22 protein-coding genes are annotated in these 25,936 nt (G+C 69.0%); 15 read left to right on the forward strand and 7 right to left on the reverse strand.

Features of this window, described 5'->3' with window-relative positions; all coding sequences use genetic code 11:
• Positions 1–64: 64 nt before the first annotated feature.
• The 5 genes from AC5W7N_RS14930 (at position 65) to AC5W7N_RS14950 (ending at position 7,044) form a co-directional block, all read left to right on the forward strand.
• Complete coding sequence (locus tag AC5W7N_RS14930; RefSeq protein WP_163811338.1) at positions 65–838, forward strand: hypothetical protein; 774 nt, start codon at positions 65–67, stop codon at positions 836–838.
• Positions 828–2,987 carry an Rv1355c family protein gene (locus AC5W7N_RS14935; RefSeq protein WP_194989381.1) on the forward strand — a complete coding sequence of 720 codons (2,160 nt, stop codon included), beginning with the start codon at positions 828–830 and terminating at the stop codon, positions 2,985–2,987. The genes AC5W7N_RS14930 and AC5W7N_RS14935 overlap by 11 nt, the downstream gene beginning before the upstream one ends.
• 43 nt (positions 2,988–3,030) lie before the next feature.
• Positions 3,031–4,866, forward strand: a complete 1,836-nt coding sequence (locus AC5W7N_RS14940; RefSeq protein WP_163811502.1) for a putative bifunctional diguanylate cyclase/phosphodiesterase — start codon at positions 3,031–3,033, stop codon at positions 4,864–4,866.
• An 89-nt stretch (positions 4,867–4,955) separates the two neighbouring features.
• Positions 4,956–6,083, forward strand: a complete 1,128-nt coding sequence (locus AC5W7N_RS14945) for a glycosyltransferase (RefSeq protein WP_195006988.1) — start codon at positions 4,956–4,958, stop codon at positions 6,081–6,083.
• Positions 6,084–6,165: 82 nt separating this feature from the next.
• Positions 6,166–7,044 carry an SDR family oxidoreductase gene (locus AC5W7N_RS14950; RefSeq protein WP_195020028.1) on the forward strand — a complete coding sequence of 293 codons (879 nt, stop codon included), beginning with the start codon at positions 6,166–6,168 and terminating at the stop codon, positions 7,042–7,044.
• Here AC5W7N_RS14950 and soxR read toward each other — a convergent pair.
• Positions 7,001–7,522 (reverse strand): redox-sensitive transcriptional activator SoxR, encoded by a 522-nt coding sequence (soxR, locus tag AC5W7N_RS14955; RefSeq protein ID WP_195020027.1) that lies wholly within the window; start codon positions 7,520–7,522, stop codon positions 7,001–7,003. The genes AC5W7N_RS14950 and soxR overlap by 44 nt on opposite strands.
• A gap of 132 nt (positions 7,523–7,654) precedes the next feature.
• Here soxR and arcA point away from each other — a divergent pair, with 132 nt between their 5' ends.
• Positions 7,655–8,962 carry an arginine deiminase gene (arcA, locus tag AC5W7N_RS14960; protein WP_228815150.1) on the forward strand — a complete coding sequence of 436 codons (1,308 nt, stop codon included), beginning with the start codon at positions 7,655–7,657 and terminating at the stop codon, positions 8,960–8,962.
• Between the two features lie 10 nt (positions 8,963–8,972).
• Entirely contained in the window at positions 8,973–9,332 is a 360-nt protein-coding gene (locus AC5W7N_RS14965) for a GntR family transcriptional regulator (protein WP_014352902.1), read from the forward strand.
• 10 nt (positions 9,333–9,342) lie between these two features.
• Here AC5W7N_RS14965 and AC5W7N_RS14970 read toward each other — a convergent pair whose 3' ends face one another.
• Positions 9,343–10,947 carry a dolichyl-phosphate-mannose--protein mannosyltransferase gene (locus AC5W7N_RS14970; protein WP_416383073.1) on the reverse strand — a complete coding sequence of 535 codons (1,605 nt, stop codon included), beginning with the start codon at positions 10,945–10,947 and terminating at the stop codon, positions 9,343–9,345.
• Between the two features lie 289 nt (positions 10,948–11,236).
• On the opposite strand from AC5W7N_RS14970, the gene rsmI reads away from it, so the two are divergent.
• Together rsmI and AC5W7N_RS14980 are read left to right on the forward strand one after the other, a co-directional pair.
• Positions 11,237–12,046 (forward strand): 16S rRNA (cytidine(1402)-2'-O)-methyltransferase, encoded by an 810-nt coding sequence (gene rsmI / locus AC5W7N_RS14975; protein ID WP_228815689.1) that lies wholly within the window; start codon positions 11,237–11,239, stop codon positions 12,044–12,046.
• Positions 12,047–12,348: 302 nt separating this feature from the next.
• Positions 12,349–13,101, forward strand: a complete 753-nt coding sequence (locus AC5W7N_RS14980) for an isocitrate lyase/PEP mutase family protein (protein WP_163811344.1) — start codon at positions 12,349–12,351, stop codon at positions 13,099–13,101.
• A gap of 4 nt (positions 13,102–13,105) precedes the next feature.
• Here the strand turns inward: AC5W7N_RS14980 and metG are convergent, their stop codons facing one another.
• Positions 13,106–14,668 (reverse strand): methionine--tRNA ligase, encoded by a 1,563-nt coding sequence (metG, locus tag AC5W7N_RS14985; protein ID WP_195020025.1) that lies wholly within the window; start codon positions 14,666–14,668, stop codon positions 13,106–13,108.
• A 92-nt stretch (positions 14,669–14,760) separates the two neighbouring features.
• On the opposite strand from metG, the gene AC5W7N_RS14990 reads away from it, so the two are divergent.
• From AC5W7N_RS14990 to rsmA, 4 genes are all read left to right on the forward strand, one after another.
• The gene (locus AC5W7N_RS14990) at positions 14,761–15,588 is read left to right on the forward strand and encodes a TatD family hydrolase (RefSeq protein ID WP_195020024.1); all 828 of its coding nucleotides are present in this window, start codon (positions 14,761–14,763) and stop codon (positions 15,586–15,588) included.
• A gap of 156 nt (positions 15,589–15,744) precedes the next feature.
• Positions 15,745–16,872: a resuscitation-promoting factor gene (locus tag AC5W7N_RS14995; protein ID WP_195020023.1), complete on the forward strand. Its 1,128-nt coding sequence runs from the start codon at positions 15,745–15,747 to the stop codon at positions 16,870–16,872.
• Between the two features lie 166 nt (positions 16,873–17,038).
• Entirely contained in the window at positions 17,039–18,190 is a 1,152-nt protein-coding gene (locus AC5W7N_RS15000; RefSeq protein WP_195020022.1) for an alpha/beta fold hydrolase, read from the forward strand.
• Between the two features lie 89 nt (positions 18,191–18,279).
• Positions 18,280–19,161 carry a 16S rRNA (adenine(1518)-N(6)/adenine(1519)-N(6))-dimethyltransferase RsmA gene (gene rsmA, locus AC5W7N_RS15005; protein WP_163811354.1) on the forward strand — a complete coding sequence of 294 codons (882 nt, stop codon included), beginning with the start codon at positions 18,280–18,282 and terminating at the stop codon, positions 19,159–19,161.
• A 138-nt stretch (positions 19,162–19,299) separates the two neighbouring features.
• On the opposite strand, the gene AC5W7N_RS15010 is transcribed toward rsmA, so the two are convergent.
• Complete coding sequence (locus tag AC5W7N_RS15010) at positions 19,300–20,187, reverse strand: DUF8832 domain-containing protein (protein ID WP_195020021.1); 888 nt, start codon at positions 20,185–20,187, stop codon at positions 19,300–19,302.
• On the reverse strand, positions 20,187–20,393 hold the full coding sequence (locus tag AC5W7N_RS15015; protein ID WP_163811358.1) for a heavy-metal-associated domain-containing protein: 207 nt from the start codon (positions 20,391–20,393) through the stop codon (positions 20,187–20,189). The genes AC5W7N_RS15010 and AC5W7N_RS15015 overlap by 1 nt, the downstream gene beginning before the upstream one ends.
• 134 nt (positions 20,394–20,527) lie before the next feature.
• Here AC5W7N_RS15015 and AC5W7N_RS15020 point away from each other — a divergent pair, with 134 nt between their 5' ends.
• Both AC5W7N_RS15020 and AC5W7N_RS15025 read left to right on the forward strand, forming a co-directional pair.
• Positions 20,528–21,490 (forward strand): 4-(cytidine 5'-diphospho)-2-C-methyl-D-erythritol kinase, encoded by a 963-nt coding sequence (locus AC5W7N_RS15020; protein WP_195020020.1) that lies wholly within the window; start codon positions 20,528–20,530, stop codon positions 21,488–21,490.
• Positions 21,491–21,726: 236 nt separating this feature from the next.
• Positions 21,727–23,544, forward strand: coding sequence for an ABC-F family ATP-binding cassette domain-containing protein (locus AC5W7N_RS15025; protein ID WP_163811362.1), 1,818 nt, complete (start codon positions 21,727–21,729; stop codon positions 23,542–23,544).
• 4 nt (positions 23,545–23,548) lie between these two features.
• On the opposite strand, the gene AC5W7N_RS15030 is transcribed toward AC5W7N_RS15025, so the two are convergent.
• Together AC5W7N_RS15030 and AC5W7N_RS15035 are read right to left on the reverse strand one after the other, a co-directional pair.
• Complete coding sequence (locus AC5W7N_RS15030; RefSeq protein ID WP_194991325.1) at positions 23,549–24,457, reverse strand: Abi-alpha family protein; 909 nt, start codon at positions 24,455–24,457, stop codon at positions 23,549–23,551.
• On the reverse strand, positions 24,448–25,722 hold the full coding sequence (locus tag AC5W7N_RS15035) for a DUF445 domain-containing protein (RefSeq protein ID WP_280212414.1): 1,275 nt from the start codon (positions 25,720–25,722) through the stop codon (positions 24,448–24,450). Before AC5W7N_RS15035 ends, AC5W7N_RS15030 begins: the two co-directional genes overlap by 10 nt.
• Between the last annotated feature and the right edge of the window lie 214 nt (positions 25,723–25,936).

Genomic DNA, 25,936 nt, shown 5'->3' on the forward strand with positions numbered 1-25,936 from the left:
GGGTGAGTCTGTCTGATGGGTTCGATCACTGTGTGCGCGCACACAGCAACAGAGTAGGAACGTCATGGCTGTCGAAACGATCGCCGTCGACCTGGTTGAGACTTGTAGCGCCCCCGCGGTGCGATTTCACGACATCGTCTCCGGATGCGACTTCACCGCCACCACCCCGGCCGCCGACCCGCAGCTGTGGAATCGATATCTGGCGGGTGCGCTGGATGTTTACCGGCACTTCCGGGTCGAGTCGGCCCTCGAATACGACGCGGTGGCCGATGGCCGATCCACCACGCTGTTCTTCGCGGCGACCGACCGCAGCGGCGCCGTCGTCGCCGGTGTCCGGGCGCAGGGGCCGTACCTGCGCACCTCGGACGTCGGATCGCTGGCGCCCTGGGCCGGCCGCCCCGGCGAGCGTGAGCTGCGAGCCATGGTTGCCCGGCGGATACCGCGCGGCGTGGTGGAATCCCGTGGCGCCTGGGTGGCACGGGATGTACCCAACCGCAGGGAACTCGGCGCGGCGATCTCGCGCTGTATCGCGCACACCCCGCGCATTCTCGGCGTTCGGTACGGTTTCGCCACCGTGGCCGCCTTCACCACCGGTCGACATCGCGGCAGCGGCGGTGTCGCGGCCGATCTGATCCCCGCCGTGCCCTACCCCGACGACCGCTACGAGACGGTGCCCATCTGGTGGGACACCCGGATGTACCGGATGTTCGCCGATCGGTTGCAGTATCTGCTGATGTGCGATGAACTTCGAGATATGGGAGTGGCCGAGGGCGCGCTCGAGCGGGTGCGCCGCGGCTCCGGACGCAGATCGGAGAGTCGGTTCGGGTATGGCCGGTGAGGGTGACCGGGGGGTGGAATATCGGCCGTTGATACTGGATCCGCAGCACCCGGGCGATGCCCGGGTGCTGGCCGAACTGCGTGCGTGCGGCGATATCGAATTCAGTGATCTGCGCGATTTGCTGGACCGCGAGTTCGCCGAACTCACCGATCCGCCCGAACGCGTGGAAGGCCCGGAATCGGATCGCTGGATCTACTATCCGTGGCGCGGACGGGTTCTCGGATTGCCGGGCCCGCAGACCTTGCGCGCCATTCGCCTCGACCGCAATCGCAATAAGCTCACCCGCGATGAACAGCGCAGATTGCGCGAGATGTCGATCGGGGTGGTGGGCCAGAGCGTCGGCCACGCGGTGGCGTACACGATTGCGCTGGAAGGAATCTGCGGATCGCTGCGGCTGGCCGATTTCGACGTGCTCGAGCTGTCCAATCTCAATCGCGTGCCCGCGAGCCTGTTCGATATCGGGACGAACAAGGCCGTGGTCACCGCGCGCAAGATTGCCGAACTCGATCCGTATCTGCCGATCGAGGTCTATCGGGGCGGCGTCGACGAGGATTCGGTGGAGGAATTCGTCTCCGGGCTCTCGGTGGTGGTGGAGGAGTGTGATTCGCTCGATATCAAACTCGTCGTCCGCGAAGCCGCGCGCAGGCATCGCATTCCGGTGGTGATGGAGACCAGCGACCGCGGCCTGCTCGACGTGGAACGCTACGACCTGGAACCGCAGCGGCTGCCCTTCCACGGGCTGCTCGGCGGGGTCGCCGCGAGCGATCTACGTGGGCTGTCCACCCGTGACAAGGCGCCCTATGTGGTCGCGCTGATGGGGCCGACCGAGCTGTCCTCGCGGATGGCGGCCAGCATGGTCGAGGTGGGCGAAACCCTGAGCAGCTGGCCCCAACTGGCCGGTGACGTGATGCTCGGCGGCGCGAGTGTCACCACGGCCATCCGCCGGATCGGGCTCGGCCAGAAACTGCCGTCCGGACGCACCAGGGTCGACCTCGAATGCGATCTGGACGGGCTCGCCGAGCCGTCGCCGCCCGACGATCTGGACTGGGGCGCCGACGCCGGCCGCCCCGAGTCCGAGCCCGCAGATCCGATCCAGCGGATCCTGGCCTGCGCCCAGCGCGCGCCGTCGGGCGGCAACGTCCAGCCGTGGACGCTGCACGCCGGTGACGACGAGATCCGCCTCGCGCTGGACCCCTCGGCCACCACCGCCATGGACGTCGGCTTTCGCGGCAGCGCTGTCGCCCTCGGCGCCGCGCTGTACAACGCGCGGGTCGCCGCGGCCGCGCACGGCATGCTCGGTGCCTGCGAACTCGTCGAATCGACCGACCCGGGCGCCGCGCCGATCACCGCGATCCTGCGCCGGAGCGGCGCACCGGCCGACGCGCCCGCCGCCGATTATCCGCTGGCGCTGACCCGCGAGACCAACCGCAGGCTCGGCACCGGCGCGCCGATCCCCGCCGACGTGCTCGCCGGCCTGTCCGCGGCGGCCGCAGCCGAAGGCGCCACCCTGCGCCTGGTCACCGACCGCGCGGGCCTCGACCGCGCGGCCGCCCTACTGGCCGAGTCCGACCGCATCCGCTATCTCACTCCGCTGCTGCACGAGCAGATGTTCGCCGAACTGCGGTGGTCGGCCGATGACCTCGACACCGGCATCGATGTGCGCACGCTGGAACTGGCGCCCGACGAGCGGGCGGCCATGCAGATCGGCCGACGCGCCGATGTGATGGCGCAATTGCACAGCTGGTCGGCCGGGGCCGCGCTGGGCGATTACGCCCGCGATCGGGTGCGCTCGAGTTCGGCGATCGTCGCGGTCACCTTCACCGACCCACCGGGCGCAGATGAGCGGTCATTGGCCGGATATGTGCGTGCCGGCGGGGCCGTGGAACGGGTCTGGATCCAGGCTCAGCGCAGCGGTCTGGCGGTGCAACCGATGTCGCCGGTGTTTCTCTATTCGCGACGTGAGCGCGACTCGAACGCGATTTCTCCAGCGTACGCAGATACACTAGCGTCACTTCAAGGCTGTTTCCTGGACCTACTGGGAGTGCCGGAACATGAGACCATGGCATTGGTTCTTCGCCTGAGCTACGCGGCCGCGGCCGGTGTGCGCAGCAGGCGGCGACCGGTGCCTGGCGCGGACACCCGCAGTTAGCGCGATCGGAGACAAAGTGCCTCGGCGGACGCTCGACTCGTTGGTGACGGAGGTCGCCGCGGAGCTCATGGGTGTCGACGCCACGACGATGGTGTCGGCGACCGAGAAGGTCCTTGCCACGCTGGTCGACTATTTCGACGTCGATTTCAGCTACGTCCGGCATACCGATACCGAACGCCGGGCGACGGTGCTGGTGGCCGAATGGCCGCACCGGGCGAACGTGCCCGATCCGGACCCGCTGCGGGTGGTGTATTTCGAACAGGCCGATTCGGTGTTCCGCGCGCTCGAGCACGCCACCGAACCGTTCCTGGTCACCGGCTCCGACGCCGACTATCAGGAGACCATTCAGCGGGCCTCCGGGCTGCCGAATGTCACCTCGGCGGCGGTGCCGCTGGTCTCGCGCGGCCAGTCCACCGGTCTGCTCGGCTTCATCAAGGTCGGCGACCGGGAGTGGAGCACCCGCGAGCTCAACGTGCTCAAGGCGATCGCGGCCCTGTTCGCACAGCTGCAGGCCCGGGTGGTGGCCGAGGAGCGGCTGCGCTACATCGCGCTGCACGACGACCTGACCGGGCTGGCCAACCGCCGCGCCCTGCTCGAGCACATGGAGCAGCGGCTCAGCGAGGGCAGCCCGGGCCCGGTCGCGGCGTTCTTCCTCGACCTGGACCGGCTCAAGGCGCTCAATGATTTCCTCGGCCACACCGCGGGCGACAACTTCATCCGCAGTCTGTCCACCCGGCTGCGGGAGAACCTCGACCCGAACGACATGATCGCCAGGCTGGGCGGCGACGAATTCGTGATCGTGCCCGCCAAACCGATGGACGCGGTGGCCGCCGAACACGAGGCGGGCCGCATCCAGCAGCTCATCGGCCGCCGGGTCACCGTCGGCGGCGAGTCGGTGAGCCGGGCGGCGAGCATCGGCGTCGCGGTCGGCATCCCGGGCGAGACCACGGTCGCCGACGTGCTGCGCCGCGCCGACCACGCCCTGCTCTCGGCGAAATCCGGCGGCGGCAACGGCGTCGCGATCTTCACCGACGCCATGCGCGCGCAATTCGAACTCCAGGACGACGTGGAGCTGAACCTGCGCGGGGCGGTGAGCGACGGTTCGCTGATCCTGCACTACCAGCCCGAAGTGGACCTGCGCACCGGCCGGATCGTGGCCATGGAGGCGCTGGTGCGCTGGCTGCACCCGACCAGGGGGCTGCTGCCGCCCGGCGCGTTCGTCACCGTCGCCGAGGCCACCAATCTGGCCGGTGAACTCGGCCGCTGGGTGATCCGTTCGGCATGCGCCCAGTTCGCCGAATGGCGCAGACAGGGCCTGGCCGCGAATGTGGTGATGCGGATCAACGTGTCGCCGGTGCAGCTGGTGAGCCTGGATTTCGTGGAACGCATCGAGGACATCCTGCGCATGTTCGGCATCGACGGCAGCTCGGTATGCCTGGAGATCACCGAGCATGTGGTGGTGCAGGATCTGGCCCGCACGCAGGTCACGCTGCGCGGGCTCAAGCGGATGGGCGTGCAGATCGCCATCGACGATTTCGGCACCGGATACAGCTCGCTATCGCATCTGAAGGCGCTGCCGGTGGACGCGGTGAAGATCGACCGCGGATTCGTGCAGCGCCTCGGCGCCAGCACCGACGATCTGGCGATCGTGAAGTCGATCATCGGGCTGGCGGGCTCGTTCGGGCTCGGCGTGGTCGGCGAGGGCGTCGAGACGCCGGTCGCGGCGCGCACCCTGGTGGGTCTCGGCTGCTACCGGGCCCAGGGCTTCCTGATCGCGCGGCCGATGCCCGCCGAGGAGGTCGAGCAGCATCTGGCCGCGGGCCGCATCCCGCTGAACCTGGATCTGCCGCGGGTCGACCGCAACCTGACCGCGCGCTGAGCTCGGTTGGCCGGTTCTTTCACGCCTGTTCACGTGCCGTTCGGCAAGACGGTTCCGGCGGTAACCCGGTGCGCGTCACCATCGGCGGCGTGCGCATCGTGCAGCTGGCGAACTTCTACGGCCCGCGGTCGGGTGGGTTGCGCACCGCGCTGCATCATCTCGGCGAAGGCTATGTGGCGGCCGGGCACGAGGTGGTGCTGATCGTGCCCGGTCCACGCCGCGGTGAGGAACTGCTGCCGACGGGCGTCGTGCGGATCACCTTGCCCGCGCTCGCGATTCCGGGGACGGGCGGTTATCGGGCGGCCGACCCGCGCCGGGTGGCCGACGTGCTCGGCGGGCTGCGCCCTGACGTCCTGGAGGTCTCCGACCGGCTGACGTTGCGCGGTTTCGGCCGCTGGTCCCGGCGCCGCGATGTGGCGAGCGTGATGATCTCCCATGAACGCCTGGACCGGTTGCTCGGCCAGATCATGCCGCGCGCGCTGGCCCGCCGCTGTGCGGATGTGGCGAACCGGCGCACCGCCGACCAATACGACAGGGTGGTGTGCACAACGGATTTCGCGCGGGCCGAATTCGAGCGGATCGGCGCGCCGAACGTCGAACTGGTGCCGCTGGGCGTGGATCTCGACCTGTTCAGTCCGCGCCGCGCCGATCGCGGCCTGCGCGCCGATCTCGGTGTGCCCGGCCATCCGCTGCTGGTGCACTGCGGCAGGCTCTCGGTGGAGAAGCGGGTCGACCGCAGCATCGAAGCCGTGGCCGAGCTACGCCAGTTCGGAGTCGAGGCCCGATTGGTCGTCGCAGGCGACGGACCGCGCCGCGACGCGCTGCACCGGCGCGCGCGGTCACTGGCGCCGCTGCCGGGCGGGCTGCCCGCGGTGCACTTCACCGGATTCATCACCGATCGCGCGATGGTGGCGAAACTGCTGGCGACCGCCGATGTTTCGCTCGCCCCCGGCCCACACGAAACCTTCGGCCTCGCCGCGCTGGAGGCGCTGGCCGCGGGGACGCCGGTGGTGGCAAGCCGCTCCTCGGCACTGGCCGATATCGTCACCGCCGAATGCGGCGCCGTCGCCGACGACGATCCCTCGGCCTTCGCCGACGCCGTCACCGAGGTGCTGGCCCTGCCGCCCGCCGGCCGGCGCGCCGCCGCCCGCCGCCGCGCCGAGCAGTTCACCTGGCCCGCGGCGGTCGCAGGCATGCTCGCCGTGCTCGGTGGATGAGCGAATCGTTCCCGAACCTCGCCCCGGTCGGTAATGTCCGGCTGACATGCACTGCGGGACGAACGGATCGGAAGTGGGATCGATGGGTCGGGTACGTCGGAGGACGACGGTCGAGGGGGCCAAGACCCTGATCACGGGGGCGGCGAGCGGGATCGGGCGGGCCACCGCGCTGGCCGCCGCCGCGCGGGGCGCCGAACTGGTGCTCACCGATATCGACACCGCCGGGTTGGCGAGCACGGTCGCCGATATCCACCGCGACGGCGGCAAGGTACTGGTCGCGACGCCGCTCGATATCACCGATCACGAGGCCGTCGCCGCCTTCGGCGCCGATGTGCACTCCCGGTTCGGCAGCGTGGACGTGGTCATGAATGTGGCGGGCACGTCGGTGTGGGGCACCGTCGACACCCTCGAACATCGGCATTGGCAGCGGATGGTCGACGTCAACCTGATGGGGCCGATCCATGTGATCGAGACGTTCGTGCCGGAGATGGTGCGGGCCGGGCGTGGCGGTGCGCTCGTCAACGTCTCCTCGGCGGCGGGCCTGCTCGCGCTGCCCTGGCACGCCGCCTACAGCGCGAGCAAGTACGGCCTGCGCGGGCTGTCGGAGGTGCTGCGCTTCGAGCTGGCCCAGCACGGTATCTCGGTGCATCTGGTCGCGCCCGGCGCGGTGAACACGCCGCTGGTGCAGAGCTTCGAACTGGTCGGCGTGGACAAGGAGGATCCGCGGGTCCGCAAGCTGGTCACCCGTTTCACCAGCCACGCCGTCTCTCCGGACAAGGTGGCCACCGCGATCCTGCGCGGTATCGAACGCAACCGGTTCATCGTCTACACCTCGTTCGACATCCGGTTCGGCTACTGGTGGAAGCGCAAATTCGCCTTCCCGTACGAACTGCTGATGCGGGTGGCCAATGTGCAGTTCAGCAGGCTGCGGAGTTCTCTGCGCACATCGGATCCCCGGTAGCGTCGACGCCGTCCGGGCAGTTGAGGTGCACATCGAGCACGCGCGCGCCCGGGCCCTCGTCACCGAGGTGATCGAACTCGTTGACGATCTTGCAGCTACCCAGTGACAGACAGCCGCAGCCGATGCAGCCGGTGAGGTTGTCGCGCAGGCGCACCAGTTGGGTGATGCGTTCGTCGAGATCCGCGCGCCAGGTGGTGGACAGCGTCTCCCAGTCGCGCCGGGTGGGGGTGCGGCCCTCGGGCAGCCGGTCGAGGGCGTCGCGGATCTCGCTGAGCGGGATTCCGACCCGCTGCGAGATCCGGATGAAAGCGACCCGGCGCAGCGTTTCCCTGGCATACCTGCGCTGGTTGCCGCTGGTGCGCCGGCTCGAGATGAGCCCCTCGCGTTCGTAGAAGTGCAACGCGGAGACCGCCACTCCGCTACGCTCGGACAGCTGACCGGGGGTCAGCTCCTTGGCTCGCCAATCTGCTGTCGTCATTCGGCACTCCTCCTTTACCTCAACCCTACTTCAGGTTCTCGGTTGCGCGTGCGCGAATCGCCACACGTCACGCCGACAGCGGACACGCATCAATTCCGTGCTCTCCTGGCCGCGGCGAACTACGGTCGGAACATGGGAACAGATGCGGTACCGGCGAACCCCGGCAGCGGCCCGATTCCCGGTGACGGATGGGACACCGACCCCGGCACCGAACCCGCGCCCGCGCCGCGCCTCGCCGTGACCTCCGAGGTCGGCACCTTGCGCACGGTGCTGCTGCACCGGCCGGGTAACGAGCTGCGCAGGCTCACCCCGCGCAACAACGATCAACTGCTCTTCGACGGCATTCCGTGGGTCGAACGCGCCCAGCAGGAACACGACACCTTCGCCGGGGTGCTGCGCGATCGCGGAGTCGAGGTGTTGCTGCTGGCCGATCTGCTGGCCGAGACGCTCGCCGTCAGCGGGGCCGCGCGCATCCAGGGCATCTCCGCCGCCGTCGACGCCCGCAGGCTCGGCCACAGTCTCGCCGACGAACTCGCCGCCTATCTGCGCGGCGTCCCGGCCAGGGAACTGGCCGAGATCTTGATGGCGGGCATGACCTTCGACGAACTGCCCTTCGGCCCCGACCACACCTCGCTGGTGCGCCGGATGCATCACGGCGGCGATTTCGTCATCGATCCGCTGCCGAATCTGTTGTTCACCCGCGACTCCTCGTTCTGGGTCGGCCCGCGCGTGGCGATCACCGCGCTCGCCCTGCCCGCCAGGATGCGCGAGACCTCGCTCACCGATCTCGTCTACGCCTTCCACCCGCGTTTCCTCGGGGTGCGCCGCGCCTACGAATCCCATACCGCGCCCATCGAGGGCGGTGACGTACTGCTGCTCTCGCCCGGCGTGCTGGCCGTCGGCGTCGGTGAACGCACCTCGCCCGCCGGTGCGGAAGCCTTGGCGCGCAGCCTCTTCGACGACGATCTCGCCCACACCGTGCTGGTCGTGCCCATCGCGCAGAACCGCGCCACCATGCACCTGGACACCGTGTGCACCATGGTCGACACCGATGCGGTGGTCATGTATTCGGCGGTGCGGGAAACCTTGTCCGCGTTCACCATCCAGCGCGGCGACGACTACGACCACGGGGGCGCCGTCACCATGCGCGGGCCCGACCCGTTCCTGCCCGTGGCCGCCGACGCCATGGGTATCGGGAAGCTGCGGGTGATCGACACCGGGCTGGACGGCGTCACCGCCGAACGGGAACAGTGGGATGACGGCAACAACACCCTCGCCTTGCGGCCCGGTGTCGTGATCGCGTACGAACGCAATGAAATGACCAATGCCCGGCTGCTGGACGCCGGCGTCGAGGTGCTGCCCATCCCGGGATCCGAATTGGGTTCCGGCCGTGGCGGTCCGCGCTGCCTGTCGTGCCCGCTGTCCCGGGATGATGTGTGAGCTGGAGGCCATGCTCGAAATCACCGTGTCGCACGAATCCGCCGTGCCACCCTACGAACAGTTGCGGCTCGGCATCGTGGCACAGGTGCGCGCGGGCACGTTGACCGCGGGCACCAAGATCCCCACGGTGCGCGCGCTGGCTGCCCAACTCGGTCTCGCCCCGAACACCGTGGCCCGCGCCTACCGCGAGCTGGAGGCCGACGGCGTGCTCGAAACCCGCGGCAGGCTCGGCTCGTTCATCGCCTCCTCCGGCGATCCCACCCGCGATCAGGCCGGCCGGGCCGCCACCGAATACGTCGCCGCGGTACGCAGGCTCGGCCTCGACGACGACGCGGCGCTGCGCTACGTCAAGGCGGCGTTGGAGAGCTGACCGACGGCGCTCAGCGCCAACTGGGCAGCCATAAATGGTCCTGCCAGTTACCCGGCGTGATGGGCATGGCGGTCAGGATCGGCCACAGCCAGATGAAGTTCGCGATCACCAGGCCCAGATACAGGCTCACGATGAGCAGGCCGAGCCGATAGCGCTCGGTCGGTGGTGCGGCGACGAACGTGCCGGTGGGTCCGCGCGGCCCCGGAACCCGGCGCGCCGGTCCGAGAATGTCGCCCAGCGCCAGCGCCACCGCCATCGCCAGGAACGGCGCGAGCACCATGGCGTAGAAGAAGTACATCTGCCGGTCCAGGGTGATGAACCAGGGCAGCAGGCCGGCGGCGTATCCGGTCAGCACCGCGGCGTAGCGCCAGTCGCGGCGCACGATGGTGCGCCACAGCGCCCACGCCAGCACCGGGAACGCGATCCACCAGAGGGCGGGCGTGCCGACCAGCATCACGGCCTTGACGCACTGGTTCTGCCCACAACCGGTGACGCCGGAGTCGGCGTAGTAGTAGAGCATCGGCCGCAGCCCCATCGGCCAGGTCCACGGCTTGGACTCCCACGGATGATGATTGCCCGCCGAGTTGGTCAGCTCCTCATGGAATTCCAGCACCTTGGTGCTGTAGAACCAGAGCGAGCGCAGGGCATCGGGGACGAACGCGAAGGAGCCGCCCCGGCCCACCTCGTTGCCGACGGCCCACCGGCTGAACCCGGTCTCACTGGCGAACCACGCCCAGTAGGTCGCGAGATACACCCCGATCGGGATCAGCACCAGCGCGTAGAGCGCCGGCCCGACATCACGCAGCGCGGTACCCACCCATGGTCTGCGCACCCGGTACGCCCGCCGGGCCGCGAGGTCGAAACACACGCTGAGCAGACCGAACGCGGCGATGAAATACAGCCCCGACCACTTCGTGCCGCAGGCAAGGCCGAGCAACACGCCGGCGCCGAAACGCCACCAGCGCACCCCGAGCCGGGGCCCGAAGGCACTGTCTCCGAGGCGGCCCTCGGCGTCGGCGCGCGCTATGCGCTCGCGTACCTGATCGCGGTCGACGATCAGGCAGCCGAACGCGGCCGTCACGAACAGCGCGAGGAAGATGTCGAGCATGCCGATGCGGGAGGAGACGAACGTGACGCCATCGGCGATCAACAGCAGCCCAGCGATTGCGCCGATCATGGTCGAGCGCGTCATCCGGCGCACGATGCGGATCACCAGCAGCACCAGCACGGTGCCGGCCAGCGCGGCCGAGAAGCGCCAGCCCCAGCCGTTGTATCCGAACAGTGCCTCACCGAAGGCGATCAGCTGTTTACCGACCGGCGGATGCACCACCAGGCCGTAGGCGGGATTGTCCTCGACGCCGCCGCCCTTCAGGATCTGATACGCCTGCGGCGCGTAATGCTTTTCGTCGAAGACCGGGGTGCCGCCGTCGGTCGGGTAGTTGAGCATGGTGAACCGGGTCACCGCCGCGAGAGCGGTGAGGAACGCCGTCACCAGCCAGCCGCGGGCGGTGTCGAGCGGCCCGAAATCGGGGGAGGGGCGCAGCGGCGCGGGGCTCGACCAGGAACGTATCGGCCGAGAGGGCGCGACGGAGCGCTGGTCGGTCACCTGGGTCACGACCCGATCGTATGCTGTGCGCACTCGCGTTCCGTATTCGTGGCCGCGGCGCTGGGCCCGCGTCGTGCGTCGTCGCGCCGTTTCGTGCCCGGGCGCCGCGCGCCGATGGGTGTGCCGTGCCGACCGCATCGTGCGCGACGGCAGGACGGGCGCGCCTGCCGCGTTCCTGGCCCGGCCGGGGGTGCCCGTACGCTGCCATGGTGCGGCAAGTGACGTGGGCGATCGAGGCGGGACGACGGTGACCGCGGATTCCGGCCCGACCGGCAGGCTGGTGCTGGCGGCGACACCGATGGGCGATGTCGGCGACGCCTCCCAGCGGCTGCGCGATGGCCTGGCCACCGCCGATGTCGTCGCCGCCGAGGACACCCGCCGTACCCGATCGCTGGCCAAGGCGCTCGGCATCGAGATCGGCGGGCGCGTGGTCAGCTTCTACGACCACGTCGAGACCGCCCGCATTCCGGCGTTGCTGGAGGAGATCGAGTCCGGCAAGACCGTGCTACTGGTCACCGACGCCGGTATGCCATCGGTGAGCGATCCCGGATACCGCATGGTCGCCGCCTGCGTCGAGCGCGAACTCCCGGTCACCTGTCTGCCGGGTCCCTCGGCGGTCACCACAGCGCTGGCGCTGTCCGGGCTGCCGGTGGAGCGGTTCTGCTTCGACGGATTCCCGCCGCGCAAATCCGGTCAGCGCCGCGAATGGTTGCGCACCCTGGTCGCCGAACCGCGTGCCTGCGTGTTCTTCGAGGCACCGCACCGGCTCGCCGATTGCCTGGCCGACGCGGTCGAGGTGCTCGGGCCCGATCGCCGCGCCGCCGTCTGCCGGGAGCTGACCAAGACCTACGAGGAGGTCGTCCGCGGCACCCTGGCCGAGCTGGCCGCCTGGGCGGTCGAGGGTGCCCGCGGGGAGATCACCGTGGTCGTCGAGGGTGCTCAGCCCACCAGCGCCGAACCGGCCGATCTGGTCGCCGAGGTCGAAGCGCGTGTGCAGGAAGGCGTGCGCCTGAAAGAAGCATGCGCCGAGATAGCCTCCACCACCGGCGTTTCCCGTAAGGAGCTCTACGACGCCGTCCTGGCCACGCGCCGGCAGGCCGACGGCTGAGCGCCGAACCGCACTCGCCATCCGCGCCGGTCACAGGGTTTACCAGTCGGCTACCGCACGCGGCGGTCACCGGCCGACCATGACCAGCGGACCGTCACCCGGCGGCTCCGATGGCGCCGCGGAATCGGCCGTGGTCTCGACCGGGCCGACTTACCGTCGACCAGCGGCGGGCGGCCGGTGTGGAGCTCGGACGTCGCAGGAACGGGAGACGATCGCCGCGCCGGTTCGCCCGGCACGCGAGGTGACCTGGGCCGGACCGCGTGCGCGTGCGCAATGCCGGTGATCCCACCATGATCGACCCCATGACCTCTCTCGAGCACAAGGCCAAGGAACTACTCGCACTGCATCGTCCCGGTGATCCGGCGGTGCTGCCGACCGTATGGGATGCCTGGTCGGCGAATCTCGCGGTCGAGGCCGGGTTCGCGGCATTGACGATGGGCAGCCACCCGGTCGCGGATTCGGTGGGACGCGCCGACGGCGAAGGCATGAGTTTCGACGAGCTGCTGGCGCGGGTGCGGCAGGTGACCGGCGCCGTCGAGGTGCCGGTGTCGGTGGATATCGAGTCGGGGTACGGGCTCGAGCCGGCGCAGCTGATCGAGGGGCTGCTCGGCGCCGGCGCGGTCGGGCTCAATATCGAGGACACCGTGCACAGCGAGGGCGGGCGGCTGCGCGGCGCGGAGGAACACGCCGATTTCGTTCGCGGGCTGCGCCAATTCGCCGACGCGGCCGGTGTGCACGTGGTCGTCAACGCGCGCACCGATCTGTTCCTGCGCAAGATCGGCGACGAGGCCGACCGCATGGATCGCGCCATCGAACGGCTGCGCCTGGCCGCCGACGCCGGCGCCGATGTGCTGTACCCGGTCGGACGCCACCCGGACGCCGACATGCGCCGGTTGACCAGTGAACTCCCGCTTCCGGTCAACGCGATCGGGCTGCCCGCCGAGGCGGACAAGGTGCTGCTGGCCGATCAGGGCGTGGCCAGGATCAGCTTCGGCCCCTATCTGCAGTACGCGCTCGCCGCCGAAGCCAACCGGCTGCTCGCGCGCTGGGCGTGAGCGCTCAGTCCTTCGGCTCGACGTAACGCGGGTACACCGGCTCCGGCGCTGGCAGTGCCACCCCCGGCTCCAGCGGCGTCGCGATATCGGCGAAGGTCCGGTTCGGTACCGCGAGCAGATCCAGGATCTTGGCCGCCGAACCGGGCATCACCGGCTGGACCAGGATGGCGACGATGCGCACCACCTCGAGGGTCACGTAGAGCACCGTCGCCATCCGGGCCAGATCCTCGTCGGTGCCGGACTTGCGCAGCGCCCACGGCGCCTGCGCGGAGAAGTAGCGGTTGGTCTCGCCGAGGGTCAGCCAGATCGCCTCCAGCGCCAGATGCAGCTGCTGGGCGTCGAATTCGGCGCGGCAGCGCTCGAGCAGACCGTTCGCCCGGTCGAGCAGGGCGCGGTCCTCGTCGGTGAACTCACCGGGCGTCGGAACCTTGGCGTCACAGTTCTTGGCGACCATGGTCAGGCTGCGCTGCACCAGATTGCCGAACTCGTTGGCCAGATCGGCATTGATCCGGCCGACGATCGCCTCGTGGCTGTAGCTGCCGTCCTGGCCGTAGGAGATCTCGCGCAGCAGGAAGAAGCGCAGCGCGTCGAGGCCATAGGTGTCGATCAGTGCCAGCGGGTCGATCACATTGCCGACCGACTTCGACATCTTCTCGCCCTTGTTGTACAGGAACCCGTGCACGAACACGCGTTTGGGCAACTGCACACCCGCCGACATCAGGAACGCCGGCCAGTACACGGTGTGGAAACGGGTGATGTCCTTACCGATGATGTGCACATCGGCAGGCCAGAACTGCTGGAACGCCGCCGATTCGGTATCGGGGAAGCCGACGCCGGTCAGGTAGTTGGTGAGCGCATCGACCCACACGTACATCACGTGATCGGGATGGCCCGGCACCGGGACGCCCCAGTCGAAGGTGGTGCGCGAGATCGACAGATCCTTCAGCCCCGCCTTGACGTAGCTGACGATCTCGTTGCGACGGGTCGCGGGCGCGATGAACTCCGGATGCGTCTCGTACAGCTCGAGCAGCTTGTCCTGATACTTCGACAGCCGGAAGAAGAAGTTCGACTCCTCGGTCCACTCCACCGGCGTCTTGGTTTCGGTGGAGACGCGACTGCCGTCGTCGAGCAGCGTGGTCTCCTCCTCGGCGTAGAACGCCTCGTCCCGCACCGAATACCAGCCGGAGTAGTTGTCGAGGTAGATATCGCCCGCCTCCAGCATCCGCTCCCAGATCGCGACGCTGGCGACCTCGTGGTCGGCGTCGGTGGTGCGGATGAACCGGTCGAAGGAGATGTCGAGCGCCTTGTGCAGTTGCTCGAACACATCCGAGTTGCGCGTGGCCAGCTCCTCCACCGGGATGCCCTCGGCGGTCGCGGCCTGCTGCATCTTCTGGCCGTGCTCGTCGGTGCCGGTCATGAAGAACACGTCGTAGCCGTCCAGGCGCTTGAACCGCGCGATGGCGTCCGACGAGATGTACTCGTAGGCGTGCCCGATATGCGGCGCCCCATTGGGGTACGCGATGGCCGTGGTGATGTAGAAGTTTCGCTCGCTGCGCTCGCTGCTCATGGTGCATCTACTGTAATGCGCGTGCCATCTGACCTCCGCGTGAATATCCCCTCAGCGCATCGCCGGGTCACCGCGACGGGCGGTGCGCTCCGATGAGCGCGAAGCGTCCCGCTCCCGAAGCGCCCGAGCCGCTGGCCCCGCTGGTCGACGCGCACACCCATCTGGATGCCTGCGGCGCCACCGATGCCGAGTCGGTAAAGGACGTGGTCGATCGCGCCGCCGCGGTGGGTGTCGGTCGGGTGGTGACGGTGGCCGACGACCTCGCGGCCGCGCAGTGGGCGGTGCGGGCCGCGCACTGGGACGACCGGGTCTACGCCGCGGTCGCACTGCACCCGACGTGCGCCAACGCCCTCGACGACGCCGCCAAGGCCGAACTCGAGCGGCTGGCCGCTGATCCGCGCGTGGTCGCGATCGGCGAAACCGGCCTCGACTACTACTGGCCGGGCAAACTCGACGGCTGCGCCGACATCGAGACCCAGATCGAGGGCTTTCGCTGGCATATCGACCTGGCCAAACGCAGCGGCAAACCGCTGATGATCCACAACCGGGAAGCCGATCACGATCTGCTCACCGTGCTGCTGGACGAAGGCGCGCCGGAGACGGTGATCTTCCACTGCTTCTCCTCCGACACGACGATGGCGCTGGCCTGCGTGGCCGAGGGGTATCTGCTCAGCTTCTCCGGCACGGTCAGCTTCAAGAACGCCCATGAGCTACGCGAAGCCGCCAAGGTGGTGCCCGACGAGCTGGTGCTGGTGGAGACCGACGCGCCGTACCTGACCCCGCACCCGTTCCGTGGCGCGCCGAACGAGCCGTACTGCCTGCCGTACACGATGCGGGCACTCGCCGAAGTGCGCGGTCAGGATCCCGCCGAATTGGCGGAAATAAGCACCGCGAATGCGCGCCGGGTATACCGATTTTGACGTTTCCGCAGGTCGAATAAAAATGTGTCTCAGATCACTTATCGCTGAAGGTTTGTGATCTACCTGCACTGTCTATATCTGATCGTAATGTGAAAAAGTGCTGCTCCACGGCGCGCTGTTGTTCCGCGGGGACGTCTTCGTTATCGTCCTGTGACCATGTCCCCTTTAGCGCGGATCAACTCGTCTCGGTCGCCGCTGTTGTACGCGGCGATCGCGGGGCTGCTGATGATTTTGATCGTCGGCGCCGTCATGGCGATCGTGAACCGCAAAACCGTCACCGTGGTCGTCGACGGCGCGAAATCGACGCAGACGTCCATGTCGCGTGACGTGCGCGGAGTGCTGAAGGACGCCGGCTACCAGATCGGTGATCGGGACGAGGTCACGCCCGCGCCCGACGCCGCCGTCACCGACGGCGCCACCATCACTCTCGACCGGGGCCGGGAGATCGAACTGACCCTCGACGGCCGCACCGAACGGGTATGGACCACCGGCCGCACCGCCGGCGCGGCGCTGGAGGAATGGGGTATCGACCCCGAGGCCTTCGTCCAGCGCGGCCGCAGCCAGGAGCTGCCGCTCGACGGTGCCGCGCTCACCGTGGCCACCCCGCGGACGGTCTCGGTGATCGACGGCACCGCGGGGCCGAGGGAGATGCGGCTCGCCGCGCCGACCGTCGGCGAACTGCTCGACCTCGCCGGGGCTCCGCTGCGCGAGCACGATGTCGTCGAGCCGTCGGCCGACACCAGGCTGAGCGACGACATGCGCATCACGGTGACCCGCAAGCAGTTGGAGACGCGGACCGAGACGCTGCCGCTGGCGCCGCCGGAGAACATCATCGAAGACCCCACCATGAACATGAGCCGCACGGTGGTGGAGAACGCCGGTGCACCGGGCGTGCACGACGTCACCTTCGAGATCACCCTGGTCAACGGCGCCGAGGTGGCGCGAAGGGAGATCGCTTCGGACGTCAAGGTGCCCGCCCAGCCGCGCACCATCCGCAAGGGCGCCAAACCGGGCACCGAGGTGCCGCCGGTACAGAACGGCGAAATCTGGGACGCACTGGCCAAATGCGAGGCCGGCGGCAACTGGAAGATCAATACCGGCAACGGTTACTACGGCGGCATCCAATTCGATCAGAGCACCTGGGAGCGCCAGGGCGGACTCAAGTACGCGCCCCGCGCCGACCTCGCCACCCGCGAAGAGCAGATCGCCATCGCCGAGGTGACCAGGGCCAAGCAGGGCTGGGGCGCCTGGCCTTCCTGCACCAGTCGTCTGGGCCTGAGCTAGCCGGGTCCGGATATCGCGAGCGCCACTTCCGACGACATAGTGGCGCTCGCGGCATATCCCGAGCCTGTCCACCTGCGGGTTCGCCATCGCCCATCGAGGCCGTCCCTGCTGTCGTACACTCGTCCAGATTTGTGGATACGAGGGTCGGGGGCAGAGGAGTGATTCGATGAATCTGCTGCACGTGGCCGGACGGTCGATGCTCGCCGTCACCGTATCGGCCGCAGCCGTGCTCGCCACCGCGCAGGCCCCGGCCTCGGCCGCCCCCGCGGGCTCGGTGATCTCGGTGACCGCGCAGCCCGATGGCTGGCACGGCATGAGCGGCGGTTCGGTCATCGAGTACTGGATGAGCGGCTCGGACGGCACCCCGCGCCAGGCCAGCGGAGCGCTGCTGATGCCGGCGGGAACGCCGCCGCCGGGTGGCTGGCCGATCATCGCCTACGACCACGGCACCAGCGGGCTCGGCATGGGCTGCGGTGGCATGTCGCGGCCGGAGGCCGCGCCGTTCCCGAGCATGCAAGCACGCCAGGATCTGCTGCTGCGACGGCTGGTATCGCAGGGCTTCGCCGTGGTGGCGCCGGATTACCTCGGGCTCGGCACCTTCGACACCGGCCCGCACCCGTATCTCGAGCTGCGCACCGAGGCCACCGCCACCATCGACCTGGTGCGCGCGGCCCGCGCCACCCATCCCGAACTGTCGGCCACCTGGGCCGCGTTCGGCATCTCCCAGGGCGGGCAGGCTGCCCTCGGCACCGGGCACCTGCAGTCCTCCTATGCCCCGGAACTCGACTTCCGCGGCACCATCGCGGTCGACCCGGAATCCGATGTCGAGAAGCTGCTGCCGCTGGCCGGGCCGGGTGTCCCGTCGCTGCCGATGCTGGACGACGGGCTGAGTTTCATCGTCAGCATCCTCGCCGGGCTCCGCGAGGCACGGCCCGATATCGCCGTCGACCGATACCTCACACCGCTCGGTAAGTCGGTGCTCGACGACGCCGGCGATATGTGTCTCGACCGGATCATCGAGCGGGTCGACGGGCTGAGCATCGGCGATCTGCTGGCCCGCCCGCTGTCCGAGGAGCCGATGCGTACCGCGCTGACCGAGTACATGGCGGTGCCGGTGCGCGGCTACGACGCCCCGATCCTGGTGCTGGCAAACGCGACCGACTCGGTGGTGCCCTCCCCGCTGCACGGTGCGCTGATCGCCCAGTTGGCCGCGAACGGCGCCGACTTCCGGACGGTGGTCGGGACCGGCGAGCACGGCCAGGTCGATGCCAGGATGTGGGCGGCGATCGATGCGTTCCTCGCGGGCATGAAGCCCTGAGGTCGCGCCGGGCCGGGTGAGCCTGGCCTGTGGCACCAAACGCCTCCCGTGCGGACGGGCCGGGGCCTGCGGGTTGGTAGGTTCATCGGGTGTCCGATGCCGAAATCTCCGCCCGCGGAAGTGCCGCACTGCTCGGCCCCGCCGAAGTGCGGGCGCTGGCCGAACGGCTCGGCGTGCGGCCGACCAAGCAGCTCGGGCAGAACTTCGTGCACGATGCGAACACGGTGCGGCGGATCGTCGCCGCGGCCGGCGTCGGGCGTGACGATACGGTGCTCGAGGTCGGGCCCGGCCTCGGTTCGCTGACGTTGGCGCTGCTCGATGTGGTCGATTCGGTGGTCGCGGTCGAGATCGATCCGGTGCTGGCGAAGCATCTGCCGGTCACCGTCGCCGATCGCGCGCCGGAGTTGAGTGCGCACCTCACCGTCGTCGAGGCCGATGCGCTGCGCGTGCGGACCGGCGATCTGCCCGCCGCGCCGACCGCGCTGGTGGCGAACCTGCCGTACAACGTGGCCGTGCCGGTGCTGCTGCATCTGCTCGCCGAACTGCCGAGCATCACCACCTCGCTGGTGATGGTGCAGGCCGAGGTGGCCGACCGGTTGTCGGCGACCCCCGGCGGCCGGATCTACGGCGTGCCGAGTGTGAAGGCGGGCTTCTTCGGCACGGTGCGCCGCGCCGGTGCGGTGGGGCGTCAGGTGTTCTGGCCGGTGCCGCAGGTGGAATCGGGTCTGGTGCGCATCGACCGTTTCGCCGAACCGCCGTGGCCGATGGACGCCGAGCATCGCGCGAAGGTGTTCGCGGTGGTCGATGCGGCCTTCGCGCAACGCCGGAAGACGTTGCGGGCGGCGCTGTCCGGCTGGGCGGGCTCGCCCGCGGAGGCCGAACGCAGGCTCACCGCCGCTGGTATCGATCCGACCGCACGCGGGGAGACCCTCGATACCGCGGCGTTCGTCCGTGTGGCGGCGCAGGGCTGACGGCCCGCCCTTCGGGGTGCTCGGCGGTTGATGTGCTCGTCGAGGCAGGGAATGCTCGGCTCGAGGCGCCACGTTGACGATCACCCTCCGCGGGGTGGTACTCATCGGGCGAATGCAGGCCCGCCCGACCGGAACGCCTCAGTTATGGCCGCCCGGGTGTCCGCCTGTGGACGGCGCCGCATCGGAAACCTCCACGGTGAATTCGGCGGTGTGCACGGATCCGCCGTGCGAGAAGTCCAGATACAGCCGGTAGGCGCCGGCACTCGGTGCCTGCGCGTGGAAACTCACCTGCGGCCCCGGCGGTGCCGTGCCGACTTCGCCCTGCGGATGGACGTGCAGGTAGGCAAGGTCCTCGGTGCGTAGCGCGACCAGATGGGCGTAGGCGCCGAGGTAGGGGTCCAGGTCGGTGACCGGGACGCCGTCGCGGGCGATGTCGAAATGGAGTTCGCCACCCGCGGTGGTCAATGCACCGGCGCGGGTGACGGTGTAGCCGTCGACGGTCGCGGTGGCCGAGGGCGGCGGAAGTGGTTGCAGTTGCACGGTTCCGGCCACCGTGACCGCCCGGCTCAGTACCAGATCGCCAGGGCTGTCGCCGGCGGCGGGCACGAAGTCGGCGAAGACCCGGTAGCTGCCTGGCGCGTCCCAGGTCCAGTCGATCGACCAGGTGCCATCGGCGGCCATGTCCGGATGGGCATGCCGGTACTCGGTGGTGTCGGAGCGCGCCACGATCAGATGCAGCTTCTTGTCGTGCTGAGTGGTGAACTCGGTGACGGGCGCGCCGTCGGGTCCGGTGATATGGAATCGCAGCGTGCCCGCCCGGCCGGGTGTCTCCGGCGCGCTGATCTCGGACAGCGTGTAACCGGCCACGTGCTCGGTGAGGCCGAGCGCGTGGCCGGCGGGCGTGGTCGGCTGCCCGTCCGGCGTCGGCTCGGTCTGGTCGCCCAGCAGGGCGCCGATACCGAGCGCGACGCCGAACAGCAGCAGCAGCGCACCGCCCACCGCGGCGAACTTGCGGCGATCCGACATCAGCTCGCGATCGCGTAACCGGCCTCGTCGACGGCCGCGGCGACGTCGGCGTCGGCCAGCGGCGCCGCGCTGTCGACCGAGACGCGACCCGAGGCCAGATCGACGTCCACGCTGGTGACCCCGTCGATCTTGCCGATCTCGGACTTCACCGAGCTGACGCAGTGCCCGCAGGTCATCCCGGTGACAATGTAGGTGCTGGTGGCCATGTCCCACTCCTTCGCTCGCGGTAATTATACGGTCTGGGGGTATTCCCGACACAAGTGAACATACCCCCTTGGGGTATCGAGCGCAAGCCGTCGGCGCGCGCACCTGTCGTGATCACCCATTACGCTTGGGCCTCGTGCTGTCCGTTGTGCCGAGCCCCGTCACCGTGCGTGCGCCGTCGAAGGTGAACCTCCATCTCGGAGTCGGTGACCTGCGCCCGGACGGATACCACGATCTCACCACCGTGTTCCAGGCGCTGTCGCTCAGTGACGATCTGGAAATCGCGCCCGCGGCCTCGCTGACGGTGCGGGTCACCGGCGAGGGCGCGAGCGAAGTGCCCACCGACCGCACCAATCTGGTGTGGAAGGCGGCGGTGCGGCTGGCCCATCTGGCCGGGCGGGCGCCGCTGGTGGAGATCTCGATCAGCAAGGGCATCCCGGTGGCGGGTGGCATGGCCGGTGGCAGCGCCGATGCCGCCGCCACCCTGGTCGGGTTGAACGAACTGTGGGATCTGGGCCTGTCCCGTGAGGAACTCGCCGCGGTGGCGGCCGAACTCGGCAGCGACGTTCCGTTCTCGCTGCACGGCGGAACCGCGCTCGGCACCGGACGCGGCGAGCGGCTGCTGCCGGTGTTGTCGCGCAACACCTTCCACTGGGTGATCGCGCTCGCCAAAGGCGGTCTGTCCACACCGGCCGTCTATCACGAGTTGGATCGCCTGCGCGAGATCGGCGATCCGCCACGGCTGGGCGCACCGCAGGAACTCATGCAGGCGTTGGCCTCCGGCGACCCGAAACAGCTCGCCCCGCTGCTCGGCAACGACCTCCAGGCGGCGGCGGTGTCGCTGAAACCCGAGCTGCGCCGCACGCTGCGGGCCGGGGTCGGCGCGGGTGCGCTGGCGGGCCTCGTCTCCGGTTCGGGCCCGACCTGCGCGTTCCTGTGCGAATCGGAAGAGTCCGCCGTCGCGGTGGCCGCGGAGCTGGCCGGTGCCGGGGTGAGCCGCAGTATCCGCACGGCCACCGGTCCGGTCCCCGGCGCCCGGGTGGTCGGCGGGGAGGGTCCGCATCCGCAGCCGCGGCGCGAGGGCGGCAAGATCGGCTGATCTGCGGGTCGTCGACGGGTGCCGCGAACTCGACGGCGGTCGATGCGATGGTTCGGTCGAAGGTCGGCATTCGTCCACACCTCAGTAATCGCGGTTCGACGGGCGCACGGTGGGCCCCGCCGATTGCCGGACGGGGGCGTTCATAGTTCAGTCGGTACCCTTGCTCGGGGCAGGCGAGTCGACCGGCCTCCACGGGGGTGGACCACACAACGCCCGGTAAGGCACGGAAAGGTTTCATGTCCAACCTGATCAACCTCGAACAGGTCAGCAAGAGCTTCGGCATCAAACCGCTGCTCGATGACGTCTCCCTCGGCGTGCACGCGGGCGAGCGCATCGGCGTTGTCGGCCTCAACGGCGGCGGCAAGACCACCCTGCTCGAGGTGCTGACCGGCATCGAGGAGCCCGACAGCGGTCGCGTCAGCCGGGTCGGCGGGTTGCGCATGGCCGTCGTCACCCAGCGTGGGGTGCTGCCCGAGGGCGCCACCGTCGGCTCGGTGGTACTGGCCGGATTGGCCGACGACGCCCTGACCGATTCGGTGGCCGAACACGAATGGGCCGCCAACCCGCGCATCCGTTCGGTGATGGAGGGCATCGGCATCGCCGGGCTCGGCCTCGACACCACGGTCGACAACCTCTCCGGTGGTGAACGCCGCCGCGTCGCGCTGGCCGCCGCGCTGGTGCGTGATCTGGATCTGCTGGTACTCGACGAGCCGACCAACCATCTCGATGTGGAGGGTGTGCGCTGGCTGGCCGATCATCTGCTGGCCCGCCGCAGCGCGCTGGTCGTGGTCACCCACGATCGCTGGTTCCTCGATACCGTCGCCACCCAGACCTGGGAGGTCGTCGGCGGCAAGGTGGAAAGCTATGAGGGCGGCTACGGCGACTGGATCTTCGCCCGCGCCGAACGCGCACGGCAGGCCGACGCCTCCGAGGCGCGCCGGCGCAACCTGGCTCGCAAGGAGCTGGCCTGGCTGCGGCGCGGCCCGCAGGCCCGCACCTCCAAACCGCGCTACCGGGTGGAGGCGGCCGAGGCGCTGATCGCCGATGTGCCGCCGCCGCGTGACAGTGTTTCGCTGAGCGCGTTCGCCCGTAAACGGCTGGGCCGCGTCGTCATCGAACTCGAGGACACCACGCTCACCACGCCCGACGGACGCGAATTGGTGCGCGATCTGACCTGGCGGCTCGCGCCGGGCGAGCGGGTCGGCCTGGTCGGCGTGAACGGTTCCGGCAAGACCACCTTGCTGCGCGCCCTCGCCGGTGACGCGGAACTCGCCGCTGGCAAGCGGATTCAGGGCCAGACCGTGCAGATCGGCTGGCTGCGACAGGAACTCGACGATCTGCCCACCGATATGCGGGTGCTGGAAGCGGTGCAGCAGATCGCGATGCGGATCATGCTCGGCGACAAGGAGATTTCGGCCGGTCAGCTGGCCGAGCGGCTCGGTTTCACGCCGGCTCGCCAGCGCACTCCGGTCGGCGATCTGTCCGGTGGTGAGCGCCGTCGTCTGCAGCTGACCCGGATCCTGATGTCGGAGCCGAATGTGCTGCTGCTCGACGAGCCGACCAACGACCTCGACATCGATACCCTGCAACAGCTCGAGGATCTGCTCGACAACTGGGCCGGAACGCTGGTGGTGATCAGCCACGACCGGTATCTGATCGAGCGGATCTGTGATTCCACCTGGGCGCTGTTCGGCGACGGCAAACTCACCAACCTGCCCGGCGGGATCGAGGAGTACCTCACCCGTCGTGCCGCACAGCAGACGACCCGCTCGACCGCGCCCAAGCCGGCGTCGGCGAGCGCCGGCTCCACCTCGGCGGCAGCCGCAGCACCGGTGACCGACTCGGCCGCCTACCGCGCCGCGCGCAAGGAATTGACGCGCCTGGAACGCTCCATCGACAAACTCACCGAACGCGAGCAGCGCCTGCACACCGCGCTCGCCGACGCCGCCACCGACCCGGACAAGCTCCTCACCCTCGGCGCCGAACTGAAGCAGGTGCTGGCCGAAAAGGAAGCGGCCGAGCAGCGTTGGATGGAACTCGCCGACGAAGCGTGAACCGTCAGCTGGTCTCGGCCGCGGGCCCCTCGTGCAGCACCACCGGCAGACAGGTCTGCACGAACTCCGCACCGAACCCGGTGAGGATGATGCTGCGATAGGACACCTTGGTGCCGAATCCCGAGCGCTTGAGCAGCTCGCGCACCGGTGACTGCGCCTCGAGCAGCTGGTAGCGATTCGGGTTGCCGACCGGTTCCTTGGCCAGCTCGATCAGGCCGAGCCTGCGCAGGTTGGTCAGATAGTGCTGGATGCGGTTGGGGAACCGCAGCCCGGCGTGCTCGCCGAGCAAGGTGAGACCCGATTCCTGGCGCAGCCCGAGCCGTTCGGCGCCGAGGCGGCTGAGCCTGCCGCCGTGCACCTCGATGGACGGCTGCGGACCGTCGGTGCGCAGGTAGCGCAGGATGCGGGCCTCGTCGGGAGTGATCTCGGCGAGGATGTTCGCGAACGCGGGATGCCCCTCGTCGCCGGCGTGGGTACTGGCCGACAACCGCAGCAGCGCCGCGCCCTGTTCCCGCAGGGTGGGCGCACTGAGGGGGCGCCGGGGCTGTTCTGTCTCGGAAAGTCCGAGCGCGCGCCGGAGCGCGGCCCGCACCTCGGCCTCGGCTTCGGCGCGGATCTCGGCGGGCGGCACCCCGGCCGCGCTGCGGCGGACCACCGTCCCGGTCACGTCGAGGACGGTGCCGACGCCCCAGCCCGCGGCACCGGCGACCGTGGACAATGCCACCCGAACCACCCCGCTCGCCGTGCGCACGGTGACGATCGGACGGCGCAGGGGATTGGCCCGCACGGCGGGCGCCTTGGGCTCCGCCCCGTACTCGAAAAGATGCGCTACCTCGGTGGATGTGCTGACCGGCTCGTCCGCACCGCCGGGATCCGAGGACGCCGACGATGCCGCTGAGCCGGTTACATCCATGTAGTCGCCACTCCTGTCCCGAAGACCAGAATGTGAGCGTAACCGGCGAAGAGCCCGAGCACACCGCCATGGACGAAAAGCAACCATTCGTCCTGTTTGATGGCCGATCGCAGCATTTCCACGAAGTCGTTGGGTGAGAGCACCGACATTTGTTTGGCGATGTAGTCGTTGATCTGCTTGCCCTGCCGGATGTTGAAGTCCGGGTCGGCGAAGGCGATCGGGGCGATGGCCATGGCCTCGCTGGTGATCGTCGATTGCAGGGCGTCGTACTCGCGGCTGCCGAGCACGAACTTGACCGCGCTGCGGGCCGGGCCGAGCGCGCGGTCGGCGGCAGGCCGCAGGGTGTCCTCCAGCATCTGCATGGTGCGATCCGACCGCGGGCCGTTCAGCAGCTCGTCACCGATGTTGGCCACCGTGACCACCTGGCCGGACACCAATTCGGCGTAACCGGCGGTGATTTCGGGCTGCCGTTTGATCAGCAGCCCTTGCCGCCACGGGCACCACCATTTCGGCTCGGCGGGCGCGAAGATCATGTTGATGCCGACCCAGTTCACCACCCAGCCGATGATCACACCGCCGATCGGCAGCACCGCCAGCGTCGGCCATCCGGTCAGATGCAGCACCGCGACGAGGACCGCGCCCATCGGGGCGCCGAAGTAGAAGCCGAAATTCTGCATGAACCGCAGTTCCTTGGCGCCGAGTACCTGGAACAGCTGATTGAGCAATTGCGGGCGGGCCTGAAAATAGCGGATGACCATTTGCTTGACGTCGAGCAACTGATCGATGTTCTCGCCGAGTTCCACGGTGAGCTGGCGCAGAATGTCGGGCAGTTGCGCGCGGACGCGGTCGTGCACCATCTCGCGCACCTGGCTCGGCAGGTTGTACCAGAGCTGCGGATGTTCGCGGCGCAGGATTTCCTCGACGATATCGCGGATCTGATCGTCGGCGATGCTGGCCAGATGTTCGGCGAGAGCGTCGGGTTCGAGTTCACGATAGAAATCGGCGACGCTGCCGAGCTTGGACAAACCTTTGTCCACGGCGATGCTCGCCATTTTGTCCGCACGCGAGGGCACGATTCCTTGCCAGCCCATGCGTCCGTCGTAGCTGAGCAGCGGCAGCACCTGAATTCGCTTGGGCAGAAAAGGATAGACGGCGCGCAGGCCCGGAACATGGATGCCGTGGAATGCGATCGGCCGAAACAGCATCAGCACACCGGTCCAGTTGGTGATGTAGCCGATGACGCCAGTGAAAAGCGGAATGGTCACAAGCTCGAGGAGGATCGTCGGGTGAATCCCGAACACACTCTCTAACACGACACCCTCCTGCCGATACCCGGTGATCGCCGCCTCACCGGCACCTCAAATTAGCACCCCGTCGGCAGCAGGACCCTATGTGACGTGCGGCTCCGACTCCAAGCGCGAGTGCCACGCACCACAGGTAGTGTCTGAGACGTTTACCACAGTGCCCTCCTGTGGTGTC

Source organism: Nocardia sp. CDC519 (genome assembly GCF_059509835.1).

What these genes read in the sequence shown, in the direction of transcription:
- AC5W7N_RS14930 (WP_163811338.1), top strand. Translation starts at nt 65, where the DNA reads ATGGCTGTCGAAACGATCGCCGTCGACCTGGTTGAGACTTGTAGCGCC.
- AC5W7N_RS14935 (WP_194989381.1), top strand. Translation starts at nt 828, where the DNA reads ATGGCCGGTGAGGGTGACCGGGGGGTGGAATATCGGCCGTTGATACTG.
- AC5W7N_RS14950 (WP_195020028.1), top strand. Translation starts at nt 6,166, where the DNA reads ATGGGTCGGGTACGTCGGAGGACGACGGTCGAGGGGGCCAAGACCCTG.
- soxR (WP_195020027.1), bottom strand. Translation starts at nt 7,522, where the DNA reads ATGACGACAGCAGATTGGCGAGCCAAGGAGCTGACCCCCGGTCAGCTG.
- arcA (WP_228815150.1), top strand. Translation starts at nt 7,655, where the DNA reads ATGGGAACAGATGCGGTACCGGCGAACCCCGGCAGCGGCCCGATTCCC.
- AC5W7N_RS14965 (WP_014352902.1), top strand. Translation starts at nt 8,973, where the DNA reads ATGCTCGAAATCACCGTGTCGCACGAATCCGCCGTGCCACCCTACGAA.
- rsmI (WP_228815689.1), top strand. Translation starts at nt 11,237, where the DNA reads ATGGGCGATGTCGGCGACGCCTCCCAGCGGCTGCGCGATGGCCTGGCC.
- AC5W7N_RS14980 (WP_163811344.1), top strand. Translation starts at nt 12,349, where the DNA reads ATGACCTCTCTCGAGCACAAGGCCAAGGAACTACTCGCACTGCATCGT.
- metG (WP_195020025.1), bottom strand. Translation starts at nt 14,668, where the DNA reads ATGAGCAGCGAGCGCAGCGAGCGAAACTTCTACATCACCACGGCCATC.
- AC5W7N_RS14990 (WP_195020024.1), top strand. Translation starts at nt 14,761, where the DNA reads ATGAGCGCGAAGCGTCCCGCTCCCGAAGCGCCCGAGCCGCTGGCCCCG.
- AC5W7N_RS14995 (WP_195020023.1), top strand. Translation starts at nt 15,745, where the DNA reads ATGTCCCCTTTAGCGCGGATCAACTCGTCTCGGTCGCCGCTGTTGTAC.
- AC5W7N_RS15000 (WP_195020022.1), top strand. Translation starts at nt 17,039, where the DNA reads ATGAATCTGCTGCACGTGGCCGGACGGTCGATGCTCGCCGTCACCGTA.
- AC5W7N_RS15010 (WP_195020021.1), bottom strand. Translation starts at nt 20,187, where the DNA reads ATGTCGGATCGCCGCAAGTTCGCCGCGGTGGGCGGTGCGCTGCTGCTG.
- AC5W7N_RS15015 (WP_163811358.1), bottom strand. Translation starts at nt 20,393, where the DNA reads ATGGCCACCAGCACCTACATTGTCACCGGGATGACCTGCGGGCACTGC.
- AC5W7N_RS15025 (WP_163811362.1), top strand. Translation starts at nt 21,727, where the DNA reads ATGTCCAACCTGATCAACCTCGAACAGGTCAGCAAGAGCTTCGGCATC.
- AC5W7N_RS15030 (WP_194991325.1), bottom strand. Translation starts at nt 24,457, where the DNA reads ATGGATGTAACCGGCTCAGCGGCATCGTCGGCGTCCTCGGATCCCGGC.